A 17,071-nucleotide genomic window follows, 5' to 3' on the forward strand; every position below is an offset into this window, starting at 1 on the left:
CGTCCCCGTCAGGCAGGCACGAGGCCGAGCACGTCCATCACCCAGAAGAGTACGTCGCCGCCGGTGAGTGCGACCAGCAGGCCGACGAACAGCGGGATGATGAACGGGACGCCGGGCGTCACCCAGACTTCCTCGTTGTCGACGATGACGTCGAGGCCCTCGCGGAGGTCGGCGGGCGTGGTGCCGTACGCGGAGCTCTCGATGTCTTCGAGAAACGCAGCGGCGCCCCACGGGTCGCCGCTGCCGTCCGTGACGACCGCGCCGCCGGTCGGGTCGTTGGGGTCGTCGGGGAGCGTGTCGGGGTCGCGGAGTTCCGGGTGTTCGCGGAGGTCCGCGAGGTCGAGGCCGCGCCACCGGAGGTACATCCGGAGTGCGTCCAGGTCGAGGCCGTCCCGGGTGAAGCCATCGTGGGTTTCGAGGAGGCTGCCGTGGGTGTCCGTGAGTTCGGGGACCGGGACGCGGCGGCCGACGAACATCACGACGGAGAACTCGCCGACGAGGGCGTTCCGGACGCCGAGCACGAGCGGGTACGCCAGCCCGAACAGGACGGTGTTCGTGAGAATCGTCAGCGAGAACACGCCGAGCGCGGTCTCGACGACCGGCAGGGAGTAGCCCAGCAGTTCGTAGGAGGGGTACGTCGGGAACACGACCGCGAGCGTCATGAACGCACGGGCGTCGGCGCCGCCGAAGCCACCGATGTACCAGAACGCGTACGCGAGGGGGACGACGAAGAGGAGACTAAACGCGACGCGGACCGCGAACGGCTGGAAGGCGTACGGCGTGCCGAGCGCGGCGTAGCCGTCCCAGACCAGGAGGACGGCACCGAGCAGGACGAGCGGCCCCCAGAGGTCGTTCGGGACGCGGCGCGTGCGCCAGTCCCGGAGCGCCGCCCAGCCCAGCGCCGGCACGACGAGCAACCGCAGGAGGTCGGGTATCGAGGCGTCCACTACCGGGTGTCGGGGACGCCGCCGGCTTAGGTGTTGTCCTTACCCGGGGACGGCGGTCGCTACGGGGTACGCGTGGATACGGGAGAGAAGACACGCCGTCCTCGGCGGACGGCGGCTCGCAAAAATTCGGAGTCGGGAGCGACCCGTGTCGCGGCTTAGATGACGCGGTTCTGCAGGTAGTCGAGGTGCTTGGCGTTGTAGACGATCTTGACTTCGTCGGCGGCCGGGGAGCCGATGCAGGTCAGGCGGACGTTCTTCTCTTCGACTTCCTCGTCGGAGAGAATCTGCTGCATGTCCATGTCGATTTCGCCTTCCTTCACGATGGACGCGCAGTTCGCACACGCGCCGGCGCGGCACGAGAACGGCCAGTCGTAGCCCTGCGCCTCGGCGGCTTCGAGGATGTACTCGCCCTCGGCAACGTCGAGCGTGCCGTAGTCCTCGTCGTCGAGGCCTGCGTCGGCAGCCTTCTCGAAGAGGTCGTCGTCGTCCATGTCCCAGCCCTGGTCGTCCAGAGTCTCGTAATTGAGGTATTCAACCGTCGGCATCGTTCGAACCGTTCGCAGTCCGCCGGCATAGTAGTTTTCGTTCTCGGCGAACGACGGGAATGGGTGCAACACCCCACGAACGTTCGATTTTCCGGGATTCGCCAGTGACGGGACGCTTTTAGGGGAGCCACCCCCACACGACGGTATGGCGTTCGAGTCCTTCGAGGTCGTACCGGCGGTGGACATGCAGGACGGCGAGGTCGTCCAGCTCGTGCAGGGCGAGCGCGGCACCGAGCGGCGCTACGGCGACCCCGTGGAGGCCGCCCAGCGGTGGGTGTCGGCGGGCGCGCGGACGCTCCACCTCGTCGACCTCGACGGGGCGTTCGAGGGCGAGCGCGGGAACGCGGAAGCCGTCGAGCGCATCCTCGACGCGACGAGCGTGGACGTCCAGGTCGGTGGCGGCATCCGCAGCGTCGCGGACGCCACCGAACTCCTGGAGCGCGGCGTCGACCGCGTCATCCTCGGCACCGCGGCCGTCGAGAACCCGGAAATCGTCGGCGAAATCAGCGCAGAGCACCCGGGCAGCGTGATGGTGAGCCTCGACGCGAAGGACGGCGAGGTCGTCGTCGAAGGCTGGACGGAGGGCACGGGCCTGGACCCCGCTGAGGCCGCCCAGCGCTACGCGGACCTCGGCGCTGGCTCGATTCTGTTCACGAACGTCGACGTCGAGGGCCAGCAGGAGGGCGTCGAGACCGAACCCGTCCAGCGGCTCGCCGACAGCGTGGACATCCCGGTCGTCGCGAGCGGCGGCGTCGCCGAAATCGACGACGTGCTCGCGCTCCGCGACGCGGGCGCGGCCGCCGTCGTCGTCGGCACCGCCCTTTACGAGGGGAACTTCACCCTCGAAGAAGCCAAGGAAGCCCTGTAATCGCTGCTCCTGCGCCAGATTACAGCCGTCCGACCAACCGCCGAACTCCAGCCGATTGACCAACCGATAGGGCGGGACTGAAAGGGGGCTTTCGAGGAAGCGTCGACTACGTTCTTGCAGGTGTCTCGGTTGAGTCTATCTAGCAGGCGGAACGGCCTTGTAGACGGACGCCCACGCCCCGTACATGACCGACCGGACGGCCGCCGTGAGCCGCGAGACGGCGGAGACGGACATCGACGTGACGCTGGACGTGGACGGGGACGGCGACAGCACCGTGGACACCGGCGTGGGCTTTTTCGACCACATGCTGGAGTCGTTCGCGAAGCACGGACTGTTCGACGTGACCGTGCGCTGTGACGGCGATCTAGATATCGACGACCACCACACCGTCGAGGACGTGGGCATCGCCGTCGGGGAGGCGTTCGCGGAGGCGCTCGGGGAGAAGCGCGGCATCGAGCGGTTCGCGGACCGCCGCGTGCCGCTGGACGAGGCAGTCGCGAGCGTCGTCGTGGACGTCTCGGGGCGGCCGCTGTACGAGTTCGAGGGCGAGTTCAGTCAGCCGTACGTCGGCGAGTTCACGAGCACGATGGCGGCGCACTTCTTCCGGTCGCTGGCGATGCACGCGGGCTTGACGCTGCACTGCGAGGTGGAGGGGGAGAACGCCCACCACGAGATAGAGGCGCTATTCAAGGGCGTCGCGCGGGCGCTGGACGACGCGACGCGCATCGACGAGCGGCGCTCCGGGACGCCGTCGACGAAAGGAGAACTGTAGCAGCCGACGGCGAGTCGGTGTGCGCGGCCGGTGACGGGCGCGCTATCGCTATCGCATTATTCGCGGAGGCACGCCGAGCAGCTGCCGGGCGTCGTCAGCGTGACGCGGTACTCGGTTTCGACCAGGCCGCTGCCGTTCTCGCTGGTGACGATCGAGTCCCACTTCGGGAAGACGAAGTCCGGCTCGCCGCCACAGTCGAAGCAGACGGCCATCGAGCAGCCGCCCGGCTCCGCGTGGCCGTTCAGCCAGCTCGTCTCGCAGGCCACGCACAGGCCGCCCTCCACAGTACCGGAGGACCGCTTCACGGTGATTCGGTCGTAGTCGCCGCCGCGGCCGCATCGGAAACATTCCATCGTGTGTATCTCGCTGGTCCCGGCGGAGCAGCGCTTCGAGTAGGACAGTGACGCAGGGCCTTATCAGTATTTGGGACGCCGCGACCGGTGCTCAGGTCGTCCGCAAGCCCGCAGGCGATTCCTCGAGGTCGCCGTTCTCGACGGCGGCCTCGACAACTTCGTCGAACTCGCGGCCGCCGAGGTCGTAGGCGTTCGTCGCGAGCGCGCGCAGGTCGTCGCGGGGCATCGCGCCGTCGCGGTTCTGGAGCAAGCGAATCACTTGCGCGTAGCCCGACGGCCGGCGCTTCGACTGCGTGCTACTGGTGTCGGCGTCGTCGACGTCCACCGTCTCCGCTGCTTCCGGTTCGTCCGCACTCCCGGATTCGATGACGATGCCGTCGTCCGCGGCGGGCTCGGCGGTCGAGTCGGCAGACTCGGCCGCGTCGGTCTGAGTATCGTCGTCAGTCCGCTCGGCGGATTCAGCCACCACAGACTCGCTCTCGGGTTCGGGGGCGGCGGACGGGGAGCCCGCGGCGTCGAGCAGCGGGTCGACGACCGACTGGAGGGTCGCTCGGCAGTCCGTGCAGAGCGCGAGGCGTCGGGACTCGCCGGCGACGGAGGCGGGCACGACCTCGTAGACGCCGTCGGCGGCGTCGCCACAGAAGTCACACGTGTCGAGTTGGCGCATGCACGAGGCGACGAGGCGGGGCGGCAAAAGTCCTGCCGAGCGCCGCGCACCCACACCGTTTTGCCGGCCCGCCGCCTGCGTCGTCGTATGTTCGAGGACATCATGCAGAAGTTTGCGGGCAGCCCCGGCCAGCAGGCCGTCATCCGGCTGCTGCTCGAACGGGGGTTCTCCGTGAACGACGACGGCCGCGTGGTCTCCGGCGACATCGAGATTCCGTACACGCAGGTCGCCGACGCCGCGGGCGTCGACCGCCGCGTCGTGGACTCGACGACGGAAGCAATCCTCGAGGACGACGAGTTGCGCCGCATCTTCCAGAACATCAGCCAGATTCCGAGCCTGATGGACCTCGCGCCCGTCCTCGACTTGACCGTCGTCACGGTGGAGGTGCAGGACGCCGACGAGCCCGGCATCGTCGCCGAAGTGACGGGGCTGCTCGCCGAGCACGGCATCAGCATCCGGCAGACGATCAGCGAGGACCCCGAATTCACGGACGAGCCGCGGCTCTACCTCGTCACGGACGAGGACCTGCCCGGTGACGTGTTGACCGAACTGATGAACAAGCCGTTCGTGCGGTCGGTCGAACTCTCCTAGCGGTCGCCGACGACGCTCGCGATGACGAAGAGGTAGCCGATGGTCGTGAGCGCGTAGTTGACCGTCAGGAGGACGATGGCGTTCCGGAAGTCCTGGGAGAACGCCGACACCGTGGTGGCGATTGCGGCCGCGACGATGATGGAGAAGCCCAGCGAGAGCAACAGCATCTCCCGGCGCTCGGTCTGGAGGTAGGCGTTCGCGGCGAGCGCCACCATCGCCAGCCCCGAGAGGGAGAGCGCGATGCTGAAGAGGACGTAGACGAGTTCCAGCGTCGTCAGCGCGGCCATCGACGTTCTGTTGCGCGAGCGTACGCATAACCCTTTGGGAGCGCGGCGCTGGCCCGTACTTCGGGCGACACGCGACCGTGCGTCGCCCGGCAGACGCGGCGCGCGCAACCGCAAACGGGAACGTGCTCGCTCCCCGAGACGAGCACGTGACTGACGCGTACCGGACGCTCGCGGGCCGCGGTGAGGCCGACTTCGAGGTGCAGGGCTCGGAGTTTATCGGGTACGCCGCGCCCGCGCCCGCCGTCGAGGACGCGGAGGCGTTCGTCGAGTCCGTCGAGCGCGAGCACGCTGACGCCACGCACAACGTGCCCGCGTACCGGGTGCGCGTGGAATCCGGCGGTCCCGGCGACGGGTACATGCTCCGCGAGTACCAGTCCGACGACGGCGAGCCCACGGGCTCCGCGGGGAAGCCCGCGCTGAACGTCCTCCAGCAGCAGGACGTCGAGAACGCGGTGGTCGTCGTGACGCGCTACTACGGCGGCACGAACCTCGGCGTCGGCGGGCTCGCGCGAGCGTACTCGCGGGCCGCGAAGGAAGCCATCGAGGCCGCCGGCGTCGTCGAGCAGCGGCCACAGGAGCGGTTCACCGTCACCGTGGAGTACGACGATTCGGGCACCGTGCGGGGGATTCTGGAGAGCGCGGACTGCGACTTCGACGCCGACTACGGTGAGGACGTAGCCTTCGACGTGACCGTCGCCAGCGAGGACGCCGGCGACCTCCGCGAGCGCATCCAGAGCGCGACGAGTGGGCGGGCAGCCGTCGAGTAGCCGGAAGACGTCGGGGAGCCAAACGCCTATGCGCGCGCCGGCAGTGGGTGCGGGCATGAATCGCGTCGAGGCCAGCGACTACTTCGAGTTCTCGCGGCTCTCCCACCCGGCGGTGTCGCCGGCCGGGGAGCGCGTGGCGTACGTCCAGCAGACCCCGGTATCCGAGACCGAGTACGAGGCGACGGTGTACGTCGCCCCGACCGACGGCGGCGAGCCAAAGCGCTTCACCGTCGAAGAGGGCATGGACTCCGAGCCGACATGGAGTCCGTCGGGAGACCGCATCGCGTTCGTTTCGACCAGAGGCGCGAGTGACGAGCGACCGCAGTTGTGGGTCGTGCCGACGGATGGCGGCGAAGCGGAACAAGTGACGGACGTTGTGGGCGGCGTCTCCGGCATTGCGTGGGGACCCGACGGAGAACGGATCGCCTTCCTACAGTCAGTGCGCCCGGAGGAAGTCGAGGCCGGGCACGACCTCGAAGTGGCCGCGGAGTACGAGCGCGAGGATCCGGACCCGCGGGTCATCGACCGCCACATCTACCGGTCGAACGAGTCGTACGCCGACGGCGCGCGCTCGCACGTCTACACCGCCGACGTCGACGCGGGCGAGGTCGAGCGCGTCACGAGCGGCGACGTCGACTGCCTGCGGCCGGCGTGGGGCGACGACCTCTACTACCCGATTCGGTACGGCAGCGACGACGAACTCCGCTGGGAGGTCGAGGCCTACGACCCCGAGGATGGCGAGACCGAGACGGTCACCGTCGTGGAGGGCTGGGGGCCGACGCTGGCCGTGGACTCGTCCCGGCCGCACGACCGCATCGCGTACACGACGACGCCCGCCGACGAACCGACGCTCGTCCAGACCGAGGTCGAACTGTTCACCCGAGAGGTCGGTGAAGTCACGCACCTCACGGCGGGCCTCGACCGCGACCTCGAACTGTGGAACGCGAGCCACGCGCCCGAGTGGGGGCCGGCCGGCGACTACCTCTACGTCTGCACACCCGACGAGGGCGGCTACGTGCTGCGGCGCCTCGACCCGAAGACGGGGGCGGTCGAGGTCGTGCTCGGTGGCGACCGCCACGTCCACGGGTTCTCCGTCTCCCGTGACGCCGTCGGCGTCGTGCAGTCGGAGTGGGACCACCCCGGAGACGTGGTGGCGGCGACGCCGGGCGGGGCCGAGGAGGTCACGCTGACGCGCGTGAACGCCGACTATCTCGCCGGGCGCGCGGTCCGCGAACCCGAGGAGGTCCGCTTCGAGTCCGGCGGTACGGAGATTCAGGGATGGGTGTTGACGCCGCCGGATTTCACGCCCGACAAGGAGTACCCGCTCGCCGTGGAGATTCACGGCGGCCCCCACCGGATGTGGTCGACGACGGGGTCGATGTGGCACGAATTCCAGACGCTGGCCGCGCGCGGCTACGTCGTCTTCTGGTGCAACCCGCGCGGCTCCACGGGCTACGGCGAGGACTTCATGACCAGCATCGAGCGCGACTGGGGCGACGTGACGATGCAGGACGTGATGGCGGGCACCCGCGAGGTCGCGGACCGGGAGTACGTCGACGAGGAAGCGGCGTTCGTCACGGGCGGGAGCTTCGGCGGGTTCATGACCGGCTGGATCGTCGGCCACACGGACTTCTTCGCGGGCGCGGTCGCCCAGCGCGGCGTCTACGACCTCACGGGCTTTTTCGGCTCCACGGACGCCTACAAACTCGTGGAGGGCGACTTCCGGGCGGTGCCGTGGAGCGACCCCGAGTTCCTCTGGGACCAGTCGCCCGCGGCGTACGTCGAGTACGTGGACACGCCCACGCTCCTGCTGCACTCCGAGCAGGACTACCGCACGCCCGCCAACACCGCCGAACTGTTCTACCTCTCGCTGAAGAAACACGACGTGGACACGCGGCTCGTGCGCTACCCCCGCGAGGGCCACGAACTCTCGCGCTCCGGCGAACCCGGCCACGTCGTCGACCGCATCGAGCGCCTCGTCCGGTGGTTCGACGGCTACACCGAGCACAGCGACGCCGAGCGCGCGCTCGACCGGCCGCGGAACGACGGGCTCACGGCTGGCGAGGAGGATGCCGACGAGAACGCTGACGACGAGCGCGAGTAGTCGGGAGCGCTCGGGACGACTATAGAGCAGTTCGGGGGTCGGCTTCGGGAGTGCCCGGGGAGCCGCGAAACCCCGTGACTGCGTAGGTCTCGGGAGGTGAAACGAAGGGGTCGCGGTTCGGCGTCAGTCGACGATGATGTCGGTGTCGCTGTCGCCGTCCTCGATGACGGTCTGGTCCGAGTCGTCGTCTTCCGGGCGCATCTCCGCGTCGTAGCGGTCGATCCAATTCGCGAAACACTCCGGGCAGAGCCGCTGGCTGTCGATTTGCGAACGGTCGACCGTCACGCGGACGGTCCGCGAGAGCGGGTCCGCCACCGACTCCCCGCACCAGTCACACGGCTCCGTGTCCTCGCTCATGGCCACGAACAGAACGGGCGGCGTCTTATACGTGCGGGTCAGGTCGTGCGGAACGCGCGGTCGCCGGCGTCGCCGAGGCCGGGGACGATGAAGCCGTCGTCGTCGAGGTGGTCGTCGATGGCGACCGTCAGCAGGTCCGTCTCCGGGAACTGCTCGCCGACGCGGAGCAGGCCGTCCGGCGCGCTCACCGCGGACAGCACGAACAGGTCCTCGACGTCGTCGGGCGCGACCTCGGTGACGTGGTCGAGCACCGTACACATCGTCGAGCCGGTGGCGAGCATCGGGTCCGCGACGATGACGGTGTCCTGGGGCGTGATTTCAGGGAGTTTCACGTAGTCGATGGTGATGGGGAACTCGCCGGCCTCGTTCATGCCGGCTTCCTCGTCGCGGCCCGCGCTGATGACGCCCTGCTTGGCGCGCGGGAACGCCTTCAGCAGGCCCTCGACGAACGGCGTGGCGGCGCGCAGGACGTTGATGATGACGACGTCGTCGAGGCCCTTCACGCGCTCGCCGGTCGTCTCCGTGAGCGGCGTCTCGATGGCGACGAACTCCGTCTCCATCGCGCCGTCGATGATTTCGTACCCGCAGATGCGGCCGAGCTTCACGAGGCCCTTGCGGAACTCCACCTGTTCGGTTTCGACGTCGCGGAGCCGCGAGAGCGTGTCTTTCGCCAGCGCGTGCGTGAGCACGTTCGCGTCGCCGCGGTCCTCGATGGGCATACGTAACGAGCGAGTCCGAGTCCGCTTAAAACCCGCTATCGCTCGCGCGCCGGGTGTGGCGCGTGCACACGACGCGACAAGATGTTTATTGGCGGGCATCGTAGGGGTGCCAACGATGGAGGAGAGCGTCGCCGGGTTCAAGGAACGCGGCACGTGGGGAGACGTCGTCGAGCACGGGGAGCGCGTGACACAGGCGCTGCGCGAGGCCGACGCCCACGAACAGTACCCGGACGCCTTCGAGGAGTGGAACGACTGGCGGCCGAAGTCACACGAGCGCATCGAGGAGGAGGTCAGCGAGAAGACCGCCGAGCAAGCCAGCGTCGGCGAGAGCGAGGGCGAGAAGGAAGGGCGTTCGCCCGACGAGGAGGTCCAGACCGCCGGCGAGCGCCTCACCGAGTCCTACGAGGAACTCGAGGAGGGCGAACCAGACACCGCCGTCGAGAAGTGGCAGGACACGCTCGGCCACGTCAAGCGCGCGGCGGACACGGCCGGCCGACAGGCCCTCCGCAAGGTCGAGAACGTCGTCTATCAGCGCGTGATGACCCAAGTCGCGCCCTACTACTTCGATAACGACCTCGTGAGCGCGAACATCCAGCGCATCCGCAGCCAGGAGGAGTTCGTCTTCGAGGTGAACGTCAACGACGACGACGTCAAGGACGGCGTCCGCGAGCACCTCGAGTCGTTCGAGGACCTCGACCGCTGGCACGTCGACACCGAGCGCGAGACCGAGACCGCGGAGGCCGTCGAGGGCGTCGAGCCGCCCGAGCAGAACGGCGACGACACGGACACGAAGTCCACGACGAACTGAACGGGTGCGGCAGCCCGACAGGTCGGTAGTCTCTTAGGTGGGCCGCACGGAGAACGGGCGTAATGGCTGGAGCCGGACTCGCGGTACTCGTGGTCGCGGCGGTAGCGAGCCTGTTCATGGCGTGGGCTATCGGTGCCGGCTCGTCGGGGTCGACGCCGTTCGCCCCCGCAGTCGGCGCGAACGCCATCACCGTGATGCGTGCCGGCTTCATCGTCGGCATCCTCGGGTTCGCCGGCGCGGTCTTCCAGGGTGCGAACGTCTCCGAGGCGGTCGGCAGCGAACTGCTCGTCGGCGCAAACCTGTCGCCGCTGGCCGCCACGACCGCGCTCATCATCGCCGCGACGCTGGTCGCCATCGGCGTGTTCACCGGCTACCCGATAGCGACCGCGTTCACCGTGACGGGTGCGGTCGTCGGCACCGGGCTGGCGATGGGCGCGGGCCCGGCGTGGGCGAAGTATCAGCAGATTGCGACGCTGTGGGTGCTCGTGCCGTTCGTCGGCGGCGGCATCGCGTACGTGACCGCGCGCGGTCTCCGCGGCATCGACCGGGACACGCAGACGGTACCGGTGCTCGGCGCGGTCGTCGGCGTCATTCTCGCGAACGTCCAGTTCGTCTTCCTCGGGCCGTCCGGGACGAGTCAGTCGCTCGCCCGAGCAGCCGCAGTCAGCGCCGGCCGGTTCGAACTCGGCGTCCACGTGGGCGTCACGCTGCTGTGCGCGCTCGTCGTCGCGGGCGTGCTCTACCAGGACCTCAAGGGCGACCCGGAGCGCGGCCAGCGCCACTTCCTGCTGGCGCTCGGCGGGCTCGTCGCGTTCTCCGCGGGCGGCAGTCAGGTCGGGCTCGCGGTCGGGCCGCTGCTCCCGCTGGTCGGCGGCGACATCCCGTTGACGTACGTGCTCGTCGGCGGCGGCATCGGCCTGCTCGTCGGGTCGTGGACCGGCGCGCCGCGCATGATTAAGGCCATCAGCCAGGACTACTCCTCGCTGGGGCCGCGGCGCTCGATTGCCGCGCTCATCCCGAGTTTCGCCATCGCGCAGACCGCCGTCTTCTTCGGCATCCCCGTCTCCTTCAACGAAATCATCGTCAGCGCCATCGTCGGCTCCGGCTACGCAGCCTCGACGGGCGGCGGCGTCAGCAAGCGCAAGATGCTGTTCACGGTGCTGGCGTGGGTGGCGTCGCTGGCGCTCGCGCTCGGCATCGGCTACGGCGGCTTCCTCGCGGTGGACGCGATTCTGTAGCAGGAGCACTGGCAGTTCGTCGCGTAGAGCGACCCGGAGAACAGCCGGAAAGCGCAGGGGATAGTCGACGAACGGCGGGCGGATACTGTGTCCCACCGGCAGGTCTTTTAATCCTGCTGACGTGAACGTGGTATGGCACTCAGTGCTCGTAACAGACTCTCCGGAACCGTCAAGTCCGTAAATACGAACGACGTCGTGGCCGAAGTCGTCATCGAACTTCCCGACGGACAGACAGTCGCGTCCACCATCACGCGGTCGTCTGCCGACCGACTCGACCTCGCCGAAGGCGACGACGTTCAGGCCGTCATCAAGGCTAGCGAAGTGATGGTCAACAAAGACTGAGCGAGGAACCCGCGCCAGCAGCCACGCGGAAACGAACGGGGCCGGCTACGCTTCGTGCAGGTCGTCGTCTTCGAGGGACTCGTGTTCGGTCTCCTCGGAGGCTTCCTCCTCGGGGAGCCGACGCACGCGCGCCTTCATGATTCGGGTGTTCTCCACGCGCTCGGCGGTGAGCTCGACGTCCTCGAAGCGGAACGTCTCGTCCTCCTCGACCAGCCGGCCGGCGCGATTGAAGATGAACCCCGCGATGGTCTCGAACTCCTCGCCCTCCGGCAGGTCGATGTCGAGGGCGTCGTTGACCTCCTCGATGTTCACCTCGCCGCGCACCCGGACGGTGTCGTCGTCGACGAAGTTGAGGGGGAGTTCCTCCTCGCCCTCCAGGATTTCCCCGACGATCTCCTCGGTGATGTCCTCGGCGGTGAGCAGGCCCTCGGTGGTGCCGAACTCGTCGATGACGATGACCAACTGGACGCGCTCGTCCTGCATCTCCCGGAGCAGGTCGTCGACGTTCTTCGACTCGGGGACGTGCAGCGTCGGCTCGATGAGGTCCTCGAGTTCGATGCCCTCGCTCTCCCCGTAGAGGTACTCGCGGACGAGGTCTTCGAGGCTGACGACGCCGATGATGTTGTCGAGTGCGCCCTCGTAGACCGGGATGCGCTCGTGGCCGGCCTGCGTGCACGTCTGAATCGCCTCCTCGATGGTGGCGTCCTTCGGGACGGCGTTCATGTCCAGGCGCGGCGTCATCACTTCCTTCGCGATGGTGTTGTTGAACCGGAAGATGCGCTGGAGCATCTCCCGCTCGTCCTCCTCGATGACGCCCTCGCGCTCCCCGGTCTTGATCATGTCCTGAATCTCGGAGCGCGTGACGTAGCTCGTCTCGATGGCGGCGCGACCGCCGGTCACCTGGTTGACCCACCGCGTCAGGTGGTCGAAGAGGACGACCAGCGGGTAGAGCAAGCGCTCGGACCACTTCAGGGGGCCGGCGATGGTGAGCGCCCACGACTCCGTGTTCTCGACGGCGTAGGACTTCGGCGCGCTCTCCCCGAACAGCAGGACGAGCGCGGTGACGCCGAACGTCGCCGCGAGCACGGCCTGCCCCTGCGAGAGGTAGAAGCCCAGCAGGCCCGTCGCGATGGAGGACATCGCGATGTTCACGAGGTTGTTGCCGACGAGAATCGTGATGAGCAGGCGGTGCGGGTCGCTCTTGAGTTCCGCGACGAGGTTCGCGCCGGGCCGGCCGTCCTCCTGGAGGGCTTCGATGCGGTGACGCGCCAGCGAGAACATCGCCAGCTCCGACGACGAGAAGAACGCCGACAGCCCCATCAGGACGACCATCGCGACGACGCCGACGATGGCGATGACGTCCTGCGTGAGCTCGACCCCGAACAGGAACACTGCCAGCGGGAGCGACGAAGTACCCATTCCAGCCTCCCTTTTCAGCGCGCGGTTTAAGAGTTTACTCACTACACCCGCGGAGGCCGCCGCGGGCGAAGCGTTTACCCGGGTTTCGAGCGAACGACCGTACATGAGCGCGCGAACCGCACCGCCGCGACCCGAGCACAGCGACGCCCACGTCACGCTGTACCGCCTGCAGGCGTGCCCGTTCTGCGAGCGCGTCGTCCGCAAGCTGGACGAACTGGACATCGACTACCACTCCCGGTTCGTCGAACCGATGCACTCCGACCGCGACGCCGTCAAGCGCATCGTCGGCGCGCGCACGGTGCCCGCCATCATCGACGACGAGACCGGCGTGGCGATGGCCGAGAGCGCGAACATCGTGGAGTACCTCGACGCCACCTACGGGGGTGACGACTGATGGAACTCGACTTCGAGGTCGTCGACCTCCCCGAGACCGACCACGTCGAGGAGGGCGACGAGGCGCCCGACTTCACGCGGCCGCTCGTGAACGACGAGTACTGGGAGGACGTCGCGCTGTCGGACCTCCTGAACGACGGTCCCGTCCTCCTGGTGTTCACGCCGATGGACGGCGCGTTCCCGACGACGTACATCTGGAACGAGCTCCGCGAGCGCGGCGTCGAGGAGTACGGCGTCCAGATTGCGGGCGTCTCCATCTCGACGCCGTACGAGCACAAGACCACCATCGAGGAGCGCGACATCCAGGACTTCGTGGGCCTGTTCAGCGACCCGCAGAACGGCGTCGCCGAGCAGTACGGCATCAGCCACGACCTCGACGGGATGGCGGGCGTCAGCGAACCCCGGCCCGCGGTGTTCCTCGTCGCCGCCGACGGCACCGTCGAGTACGCGTGGGTCGCCGAGGAGTGGCCGAACTTCCCGGACTACGACGCGGTCGAGGACGCGCTCGTCGGCCTGTAGCCCGAGACTGTAACGCTTTTTCGCGCGGCGACCGACCACTCGAGTATGACTGTCAGCGACGCGGCCCTCGACGCGGCCGCCGACACCATCCGGGACGGCGGCCTCGTCGTCTATCCGACAGAGACCGTCTACGGCCTCGGTGCGGACGCCCTCGACGCGGACGTCGTCGAAGCCGTCTTCGAGGCGAAGGGCCGAGACCGCGACAAGCCGCTCTCCGCGGCGTTCCCGGACGCGCGCAGCGCCAGCGAGCACGTCCGACTGAGCGAGACCGAGCGCGCGTTCGCCGACGAGTTCCTCCCCGGTCCGGTGACGCTCGTCTGCGAGAAGCGCGACAGCGTGCCGGACGTCCTCACGGGCGGCCGCGCAAAGGTCGGCGTCCGCGTCCCCGACCACGACGTCGCGCTCGCGCTGCTCAACCGCGTGGCGCCGATTACGGCGACGAGCGCGAACGTCTCCGGCGAGCCGAGCGTCACGAACCCCGGCGACCTCAACCCCGAATTCCGCGATCAGGTCGACGCCGTCCTCAACGCCGGCGAAACCCCGGGCGGGACCGGGAGCACGGTCGTGGACGTCGAACGCAGCGAGATTCTCCGCGAGGGCGCGAACGCCGACGCTGTCCGCGACTGGCTCGCCGAGCACGCGTAGCGCGACCGCTCGCGATCAGTCGTCTCCGAGCGACAGCAGCGAACTGAGCGTGCGGGTCTTCGTCCCGCACTCGTCGCTGTACTCGCAGGCGCCGCACTTCGCGTCGTCGTGGAGCCGCGGCGGTGGGCCGTCGAGCGCGCGGCCGGCGCGGAGCGCACGCTGGTAGGCGGCTCTCCGGCGGGTCGTCAGCGTGAGTTCGCGGACGACGCCGTGGCGAGCGTACTCGACGTCCGCGCGCTCGACCGGCTCTTGCTCTCGCCACGCGAGCGCTTTCGCGTCGGCAACCGTGCGCACTGACTGGGGCTCCCACACCCCGGCTTCGGGTGGGCTCCCGGGCGTGACTACCGACACCGCCAGTGGGCCAGTGTGAACGCTTCCCACGCGACCGTGTGCGCCCTTCCCGCGGACGAACACGGCGGTCTCCGCGGGGTCGGCGACGCGGGGGTGGCGGTCGAGGCTAGCGCGGAGGTTCGACCGGAACTCGGGGGGTTCGACAGCGAGGTCGTAGGTCGCGAGCGCAGCCTCGGAAGCGACCGCGAGCGCGTCGTACTGGCCGGCGAGCTCGCGGGCGTGGTCGTGCTCGGCCGGCGGGCTGCGATCGTCGCGACGCGCGTAGTAGAGTTGGCGCGGGCAGTACGCGGCGCGCGCGAGGTCGCTGAACGCGACAGAATTCGAGCGGTCGTCGGACACGCCACGGGGTGGTCCCGTACTCGTACTTGAACGTTCGCTACCGGGCGAGCCACCAGTCCTCGACGGTCTCGGCGACGCCGACGAGGTGGGCCTGCCCGAACACGCCGACGACGAGCGCGCCCAGCGAGTTGTACATGAAGTCCTTGACCGTGTCGTCGAGGCCGTGCTGGGCCAGCGGCATCGTCAGCCCGGTCTCCTGGGAGGCGACATCGAGAGCGAACTCGAACAGCTCCCAGACGACGCCGAACGACAACACCACGACGAAGAGGTAGACGAACGCGATGCGCGACGGGATGGTGATTTCCTCGTGGTGGAGGTCGATGGCGCGCGCGACCGTGTAGCCCGCGCCGGCGACCAGCGACGCCGACAGCGCGTGCGTGACGTGGTCCCACCACGGGATGTGGACGTACAGCCCCGACGAGCCGAGCACGTGGAGGAAGACGGCGGCAGTGAGCCAGAGCGCGAGCCACGGGTCCAGCGGGAGGTCGTAGCGGCGCTCCAACAGTGCAGGAACGAACGTGATGAGCAGCGTAATCGAGCCATTGACAACGGCCTTGGAGTTGCCGCGGAGGAAGCCGTAGACGACGAGCCCGGCGAGCACGACCTGCATCGTGCGCGTGATGGCGCGCTGGGTCGCGGGCGCGGGCCGCGGGAGCAGCGTCATACCGGCACCACCCGGGAGAGCGCGCGGCGGAGCCAGCGGTCGCGCCGCCGGAAGTACGCGTCGAAGAGGACGCCCGCGGCGAACCCGGCGAGCGTCACCCAGACGAACTCCATCATCAGCGCGTAGTTGTCCGTGAGATACGAGGTGCCGAGGAACTGGTCGAAGTTCCAGCGGACGACCGCCCACGCGGCACCCGACGCCAGCGTCGTCATCACGACGAGCACGACGGCGAACCAGTGCGTGACTTCCAGCGCGGTGAACAGGTGGAGTTCGACGACGACGACGAGCGCGAGCGCGGCGAGCGCGAAGTACGTCGCGAACGTGCCGACGGTGCCGCCGAACAGCCCGCGCACGAGAATCGGGAGCAACGCGAGCACGAGCAGTTCCCACGGGAGCATGACGCGCCACTCGCGGAAGGCGACCGGCGGCACGAGGACGATAGCGCCGGCGGCGGCGACGAAGACCATCCACTGCCGGTCGAAGTCGAGGACGCTGTCGGCGAACACGAGCGCGAGCACGGCGACCAGCAGCCACGCGAGCACGGCGTTCGTCCAACTGTCACGGAACAGCCGTTCGAGCACGTCCTCGGCGAGCTCCGCGCTGGACGCCTCGTCGGAAGGGGCACCGTCGCTCATTCGTACGTGCTGTCGGGAGAACCAGGCATAAAACCGCCGGCACGCGCGGCCGCCGACTGGCGCGCGCTCAGATGTCCATGTTCGTCTCCTGGCCCTCCGTCGCGCCCTCGAGGCCGTCCTCGTGGACGGAACTCGTGAGGCGTTCGGATATCTCGCGGTCCTGGAGCGCGTTCTCGAATTCAGCGCGGTAGCGGTCGTTGAGCCGCCGGCGCTCCTCGCGAGTCTCGACGACGCGCTGGTAGTGCCGGATGGTCCCCGCGTCGACGCCGAGTTCGTCCGCGAGGGCCTCGGCGGACTCGTCGGCGTCGCGCACGCGGTCGAGGGGGGCGTCGGTGTCGGCCTCGCGGAGCAGGTGGAGGTCGAGGCGGGCCTCGATTACGGTCTGCTCGTCGACGCCGAGTTCGTCCGCGATGTCGGCGTCGCTGTCCTCGTCGTAGAAGCGCTCGACGAGTGTCGTGAGTTCGTCGACGGACAGCGACGTCTCGAAGTCGAGGTCCTCGCGCATCTCCGCGACCGTCTCGCGGAGCCGGGCTTCGACGTCGGCCTCGGAGGCGAGCGACCCGTGGGTCTCCTCCTGGGATTCGGTGACAGTGTCGCCGTCGGCGACGTCGACGAAGATGTCCCGGAGTTCCTCGGTCTTCTCGTCCATGTAATAGTGACACCCTAGCGGAGTGCGCCGCTATATGTCTGTTGGCTTACCACGCTAGCCCCGTGAACCAGAGAATTGAAACGGGTTGACGA

General features: G+C 68.6%; 23 protein-coding genes. 11 read left to right on the top strand and 12 right to left on the bottom strand.

Features of this window, described 5'->3' with window-relative positions:
- Positions 1-8: 8 nt before the first annotated feature.
- Both LPA46_RS06285 and fer2 read right to left on the bottom strand, forming a co-directional pair.
- Positions 9-947: an A24 family peptidase gene (locus LPA46_RS06285; RefSeq protein ID WP_230891857.1), complete on the bottom strand. Its 939-nt coding sequence runs from the start codon at positions 945-947 to the stop codon at positions 9-11.
- Positions 948-1,102: 155 nt separating this feature from the next.
- Entirely contained in the window at positions 1,103-1,492 is a 390-nt protein-coding gene (gene fer2 / locus LPA46_RS06290) for a ferredoxin Fer2 (protein WP_058984391.1), read from the bottom strand.
- 145 nt (positions 1,493-1,637) lie between these two features.
- Here fer2 and hisA point away from each other — a divergent pair, with 145 nt between their 5' ends.
- On the top strand, positions 1,638-2,360 hold the full coding sequence (hisA, locus tag LPA46_RS06295) for a 1-(5-phosphoribosyl)-5-[(5-phosphoribosylamino)methylideneamino]imidazole-4-carboxamide isomerase (protein ID WP_230888191.1): 723 nt from the start codon (positions 1,638-1,640) through the stop codon (positions 2,358-2,360).
- Between the two features lie 184 nt (positions 2,361-2,544).
- Positions 2,545-3,132 carry an imidazoleglycerol-phosphate dehydratase HisB gene (gene hisB / locus LPA46_RS06300; protein WP_230891858.1) on the top strand — a complete coding sequence of 196 codons (588 nt, stop codon included), beginning with the start codon at positions 2,545-2,547 and terminating at the stop codon, positions 3,130-3,132.
- Positions 3,133-3,188: 56 nt separating this feature from the next.
- Here hisB and LPA46_RS06305 read toward each other — a convergent pair whose 3' ends face one another.
- Complete coding sequence (locus LPA46_RS06305) at positions 3,189-3,485, bottom strand: hypothetical protein (RefSeq protein WP_230888193.1); 297 nt, start codon at positions 3,483-3,485, stop codon at positions 3,189-3,191.
- A gap of 91 nt (positions 3,486-3,576) precedes the next feature.
- Positions 3,577-4,152, bottom strand: coding sequence for a hypothetical protein (locus LPA46_RS06310; RefSeq protein WP_230891859.1), 576 nt, complete (start codon positions 4,150-4,152; stop codon positions 3,577-3,579).
- An 87-nt stretch (positions 4,153-4,239) separates the two neighbouring features.
- On the opposite strand from LPA46_RS06310, the gene LPA46_RS06315 reads away from it, so the two are divergent.
- Entirely contained in the window at positions 4,240-4,743 is a 504-nt protein-coding gene (locus LPA46_RS06315; RefSeq protein WP_230888195.1) for an ACT domain-containing protein, read from the top strand.
- Here the strand turns inward: LPA46_RS06315 and LPA46_RS06320 are convergent.
- Entirely contained in the window at positions 4,740-5,030 is a 291-nt protein-coding gene (locus tag LPA46_RS06320; protein ID WP_230888196.1) for a hypothetical protein, read from the bottom strand. The genes LPA46_RS06315 and LPA46_RS06320 overlap by 4 nt on opposite strands.
- Positions 5,031-5,176: 146 nt before the next feature.
- Here LPA46_RS06320 and LPA46_RS06325 point away from each other — a divergent pair, with 146 nt between their 5' ends.
- Together LPA46_RS06325 and LPA46_RS06330 are read left to right on the top strand one after the other, a co-directional pair.
- A complete protein-coding gene (locus tag LPA46_RS06325; RefSeq protein ID WP_230892067.1) occupies positions 5,177-5,797 on the top strand; it encodes an IMPACT family protein in 621 nt (206 codons plus the stop codon).
- Between the two features lie 55 nt (positions 5,798-5,852).
- Positions 5,853-7,901, top strand: coding sequence for a S9 family peptidase (locus LPA46_RS06330; protein WP_230891860.1), 2,049 nt, complete (start codon positions 5,853-5,855; stop codon positions 7,899-7,901).
- 123 nt (positions 7,902-8,024) lie between these two features.
- Here LPA46_RS06330 and LPA46_RS06335 read toward each other — a convergent pair whose 3' ends face one another.
- The gene (locus LPA46_RS06335) at positions 8,025-8,264 is read right to left on the bottom strand and encodes a DUF7569 family protein (protein ID WP_442908211.1); all 240 of its coding nucleotides are present in this window, start codon (positions 8,262-8,264) and stop codon (positions 8,025-8,027) included.
- Between the two features lie 32 nt (positions 8,265-8,296).
- Positions 8,297-8,977, bottom strand: coding sequence for a uracil phosphoribosyltransferase (upp, locus tag LPA46_RS06340; RefSeq protein WP_230888199.1), 681 nt, complete (start codon positions 8,975-8,977; stop codon positions 8,297-8,299).
- A gap of 115 nt (positions 8,978-9,092) precedes the next feature.
- On the opposite strand from upp, the gene LPA46_RS06345 reads away from it, so the two are divergent.
- The 3 genes from LPA46_RS06345 to LPA46_RS06355 all read left to right on the top strand — a co-directional run bounded on the left by LPA46_RS06345 (position 9,093) and on the right by LPA46_RS06355 (position 11,365).
- Positions 9,093-9,785, top strand: a complete 693-nt coding sequence (locus tag LPA46_RS06345) for a DUF5828 family protein (RefSeq protein WP_230891862.1) — start codon at positions 9,093-9,095, stop codon at positions 9,783-9,785.
- A gap of 62 nt (positions 9,786-9,847) precedes the next feature.
- On the top strand, positions 9,848-11,023 hold the full coding sequence (locus LPA46_RS06350) for an inorganic phosphate transporter (protein ID WP_230891863.1): 1,176 nt from the start codon (positions 9,848-9,850) through the stop codon (positions 11,021-11,023).
- 132 nt (positions 11,024-11,155) lie between these two features.
- Entirely contained in the window at positions 11,156-11,365 is a 210-nt protein-coding gene (locus LPA46_RS06355; RefSeq protein ID WP_230888202.1) for a TOBE domain-containing protein, read from the top strand.
- Positions 11,366-11,410: 45 nt separating this feature from the next.
- On the opposite strand, the gene LPA46_RS06360 is transcribed toward LPA46_RS06355, so the two are convergent.
- On the bottom strand, positions 11,411-12,784 hold the full coding sequence (locus LPA46_RS06360; RefSeq protein WP_230891864.1) for a hemolysin family protein: 1,374 nt from the start codon (positions 12,782-12,784) through the stop codon (positions 11,411-11,413).
- Between the two features lie 103 nt (positions 12,785-12,887).
- On the opposite strand from LPA46_RS06360, the gene LPA46_RS06365 reads away from it, so the two are divergent.
- Genes LPA46_RS06365 through LPA46_RS06375 form a run of 3 tightly spaced genes read left to right on the top strand, consistent with a single transcriptional unit; the run spans position 12,888 to position 14,341 of the window.
- The gene (locus LPA46_RS06365) at positions 12,888-13,178 is read left to right on the top strand and encodes a glutaredoxin family protein (protein ID WP_230888204.1); all 291 of its coding nucleotides are present in this window, start codon (positions 12,888-12,890) and stop codon (positions 13,176-13,178) included.
- Positions 13,178-13,696 carry a redoxin domain-containing protein gene (locus LPA46_RS06370; protein WP_230891865.1) on the top strand — a complete coding sequence of 173 codons (519 nt, stop codon included), beginning with the start codon at positions 13,178-13,180 and terminating at the stop codon, positions 13,694-13,696. The genes LPA46_RS06365 and LPA46_RS06370 overlap by 1 nt, the downstream gene beginning before the upstream one ends.
- A 45-nt stretch (positions 13,697-13,741) precedes the next feature.
- Entirely contained in the window at positions 13,742-14,341 is a 600-nt protein-coding gene (locus LPA46_RS06375; protein WP_230888206.1) for an L-threonylcarbamoyladenylate synthase, read from the top strand.
- 15 nt (positions 14,342-14,356) lie between these two features.
- Here the strand turns inward: LPA46_RS06375 and LPA46_RS06380 are convergent, their stop codons facing one another.
- The 4 genes from LPA46_RS06380 to LPA46_RS06395 all read right to left on the bottom strand — a co-directional run bounded on the left by LPA46_RS06380 (position 14,357) and on the right by LPA46_RS06395 (position 16,979).
- Positions 14,357-15,031: a CRISPR-associated protein Cas4 gene (locus LPA46_RS06380; protein ID WP_230891866.1), complete on the bottom strand. Its 675-nt coding sequence runs from the start codon at positions 15,029-15,031 to the stop codon at positions 14,357-14,359.
- 37 nt (positions 15,032-15,068) lie between these two features.
- Entirely contained in the window at positions 15,069-15,695 is a 627-nt protein-coding gene (locus tag LPA46_RS06385) for a hypothetical protein (protein ID WP_230888208.1), read from the bottom strand.
- Complete coding sequence (locus LPA46_RS06390) at positions 15,692-16,330, bottom strand: hypothetical protein (RefSeq protein ID WP_230888209.1); 639 nt, start codon at positions 16,328-16,330, stop codon at positions 15,692-15,694. The genes LPA46_RS06385 and LPA46_RS06390 overlap by 4 nt, the downstream gene beginning before the upstream one ends.
- Positions 16,331-16,397: 67 nt before the next feature.
- Positions 16,398-16,979, bottom strand: a complete 582-nt coding sequence (locus LPA46_RS06395; protein WP_230891867.1) for a conditioned medium-induced protein 4 — start codon at positions 16,977-16,979, stop codon at positions 16,398-16,400.
- Between the last annotated feature and the right edge of the window lie 92 nt (positions 16,980-17,071).

The organism is Halobacterium sp. KA-6 (assembly GCF_021029015.1).
Lineage (GTDB): Archaea > Halobacteriota > Halobacteria > Halobacteriales > Halobacteriaceae > Halobacterium.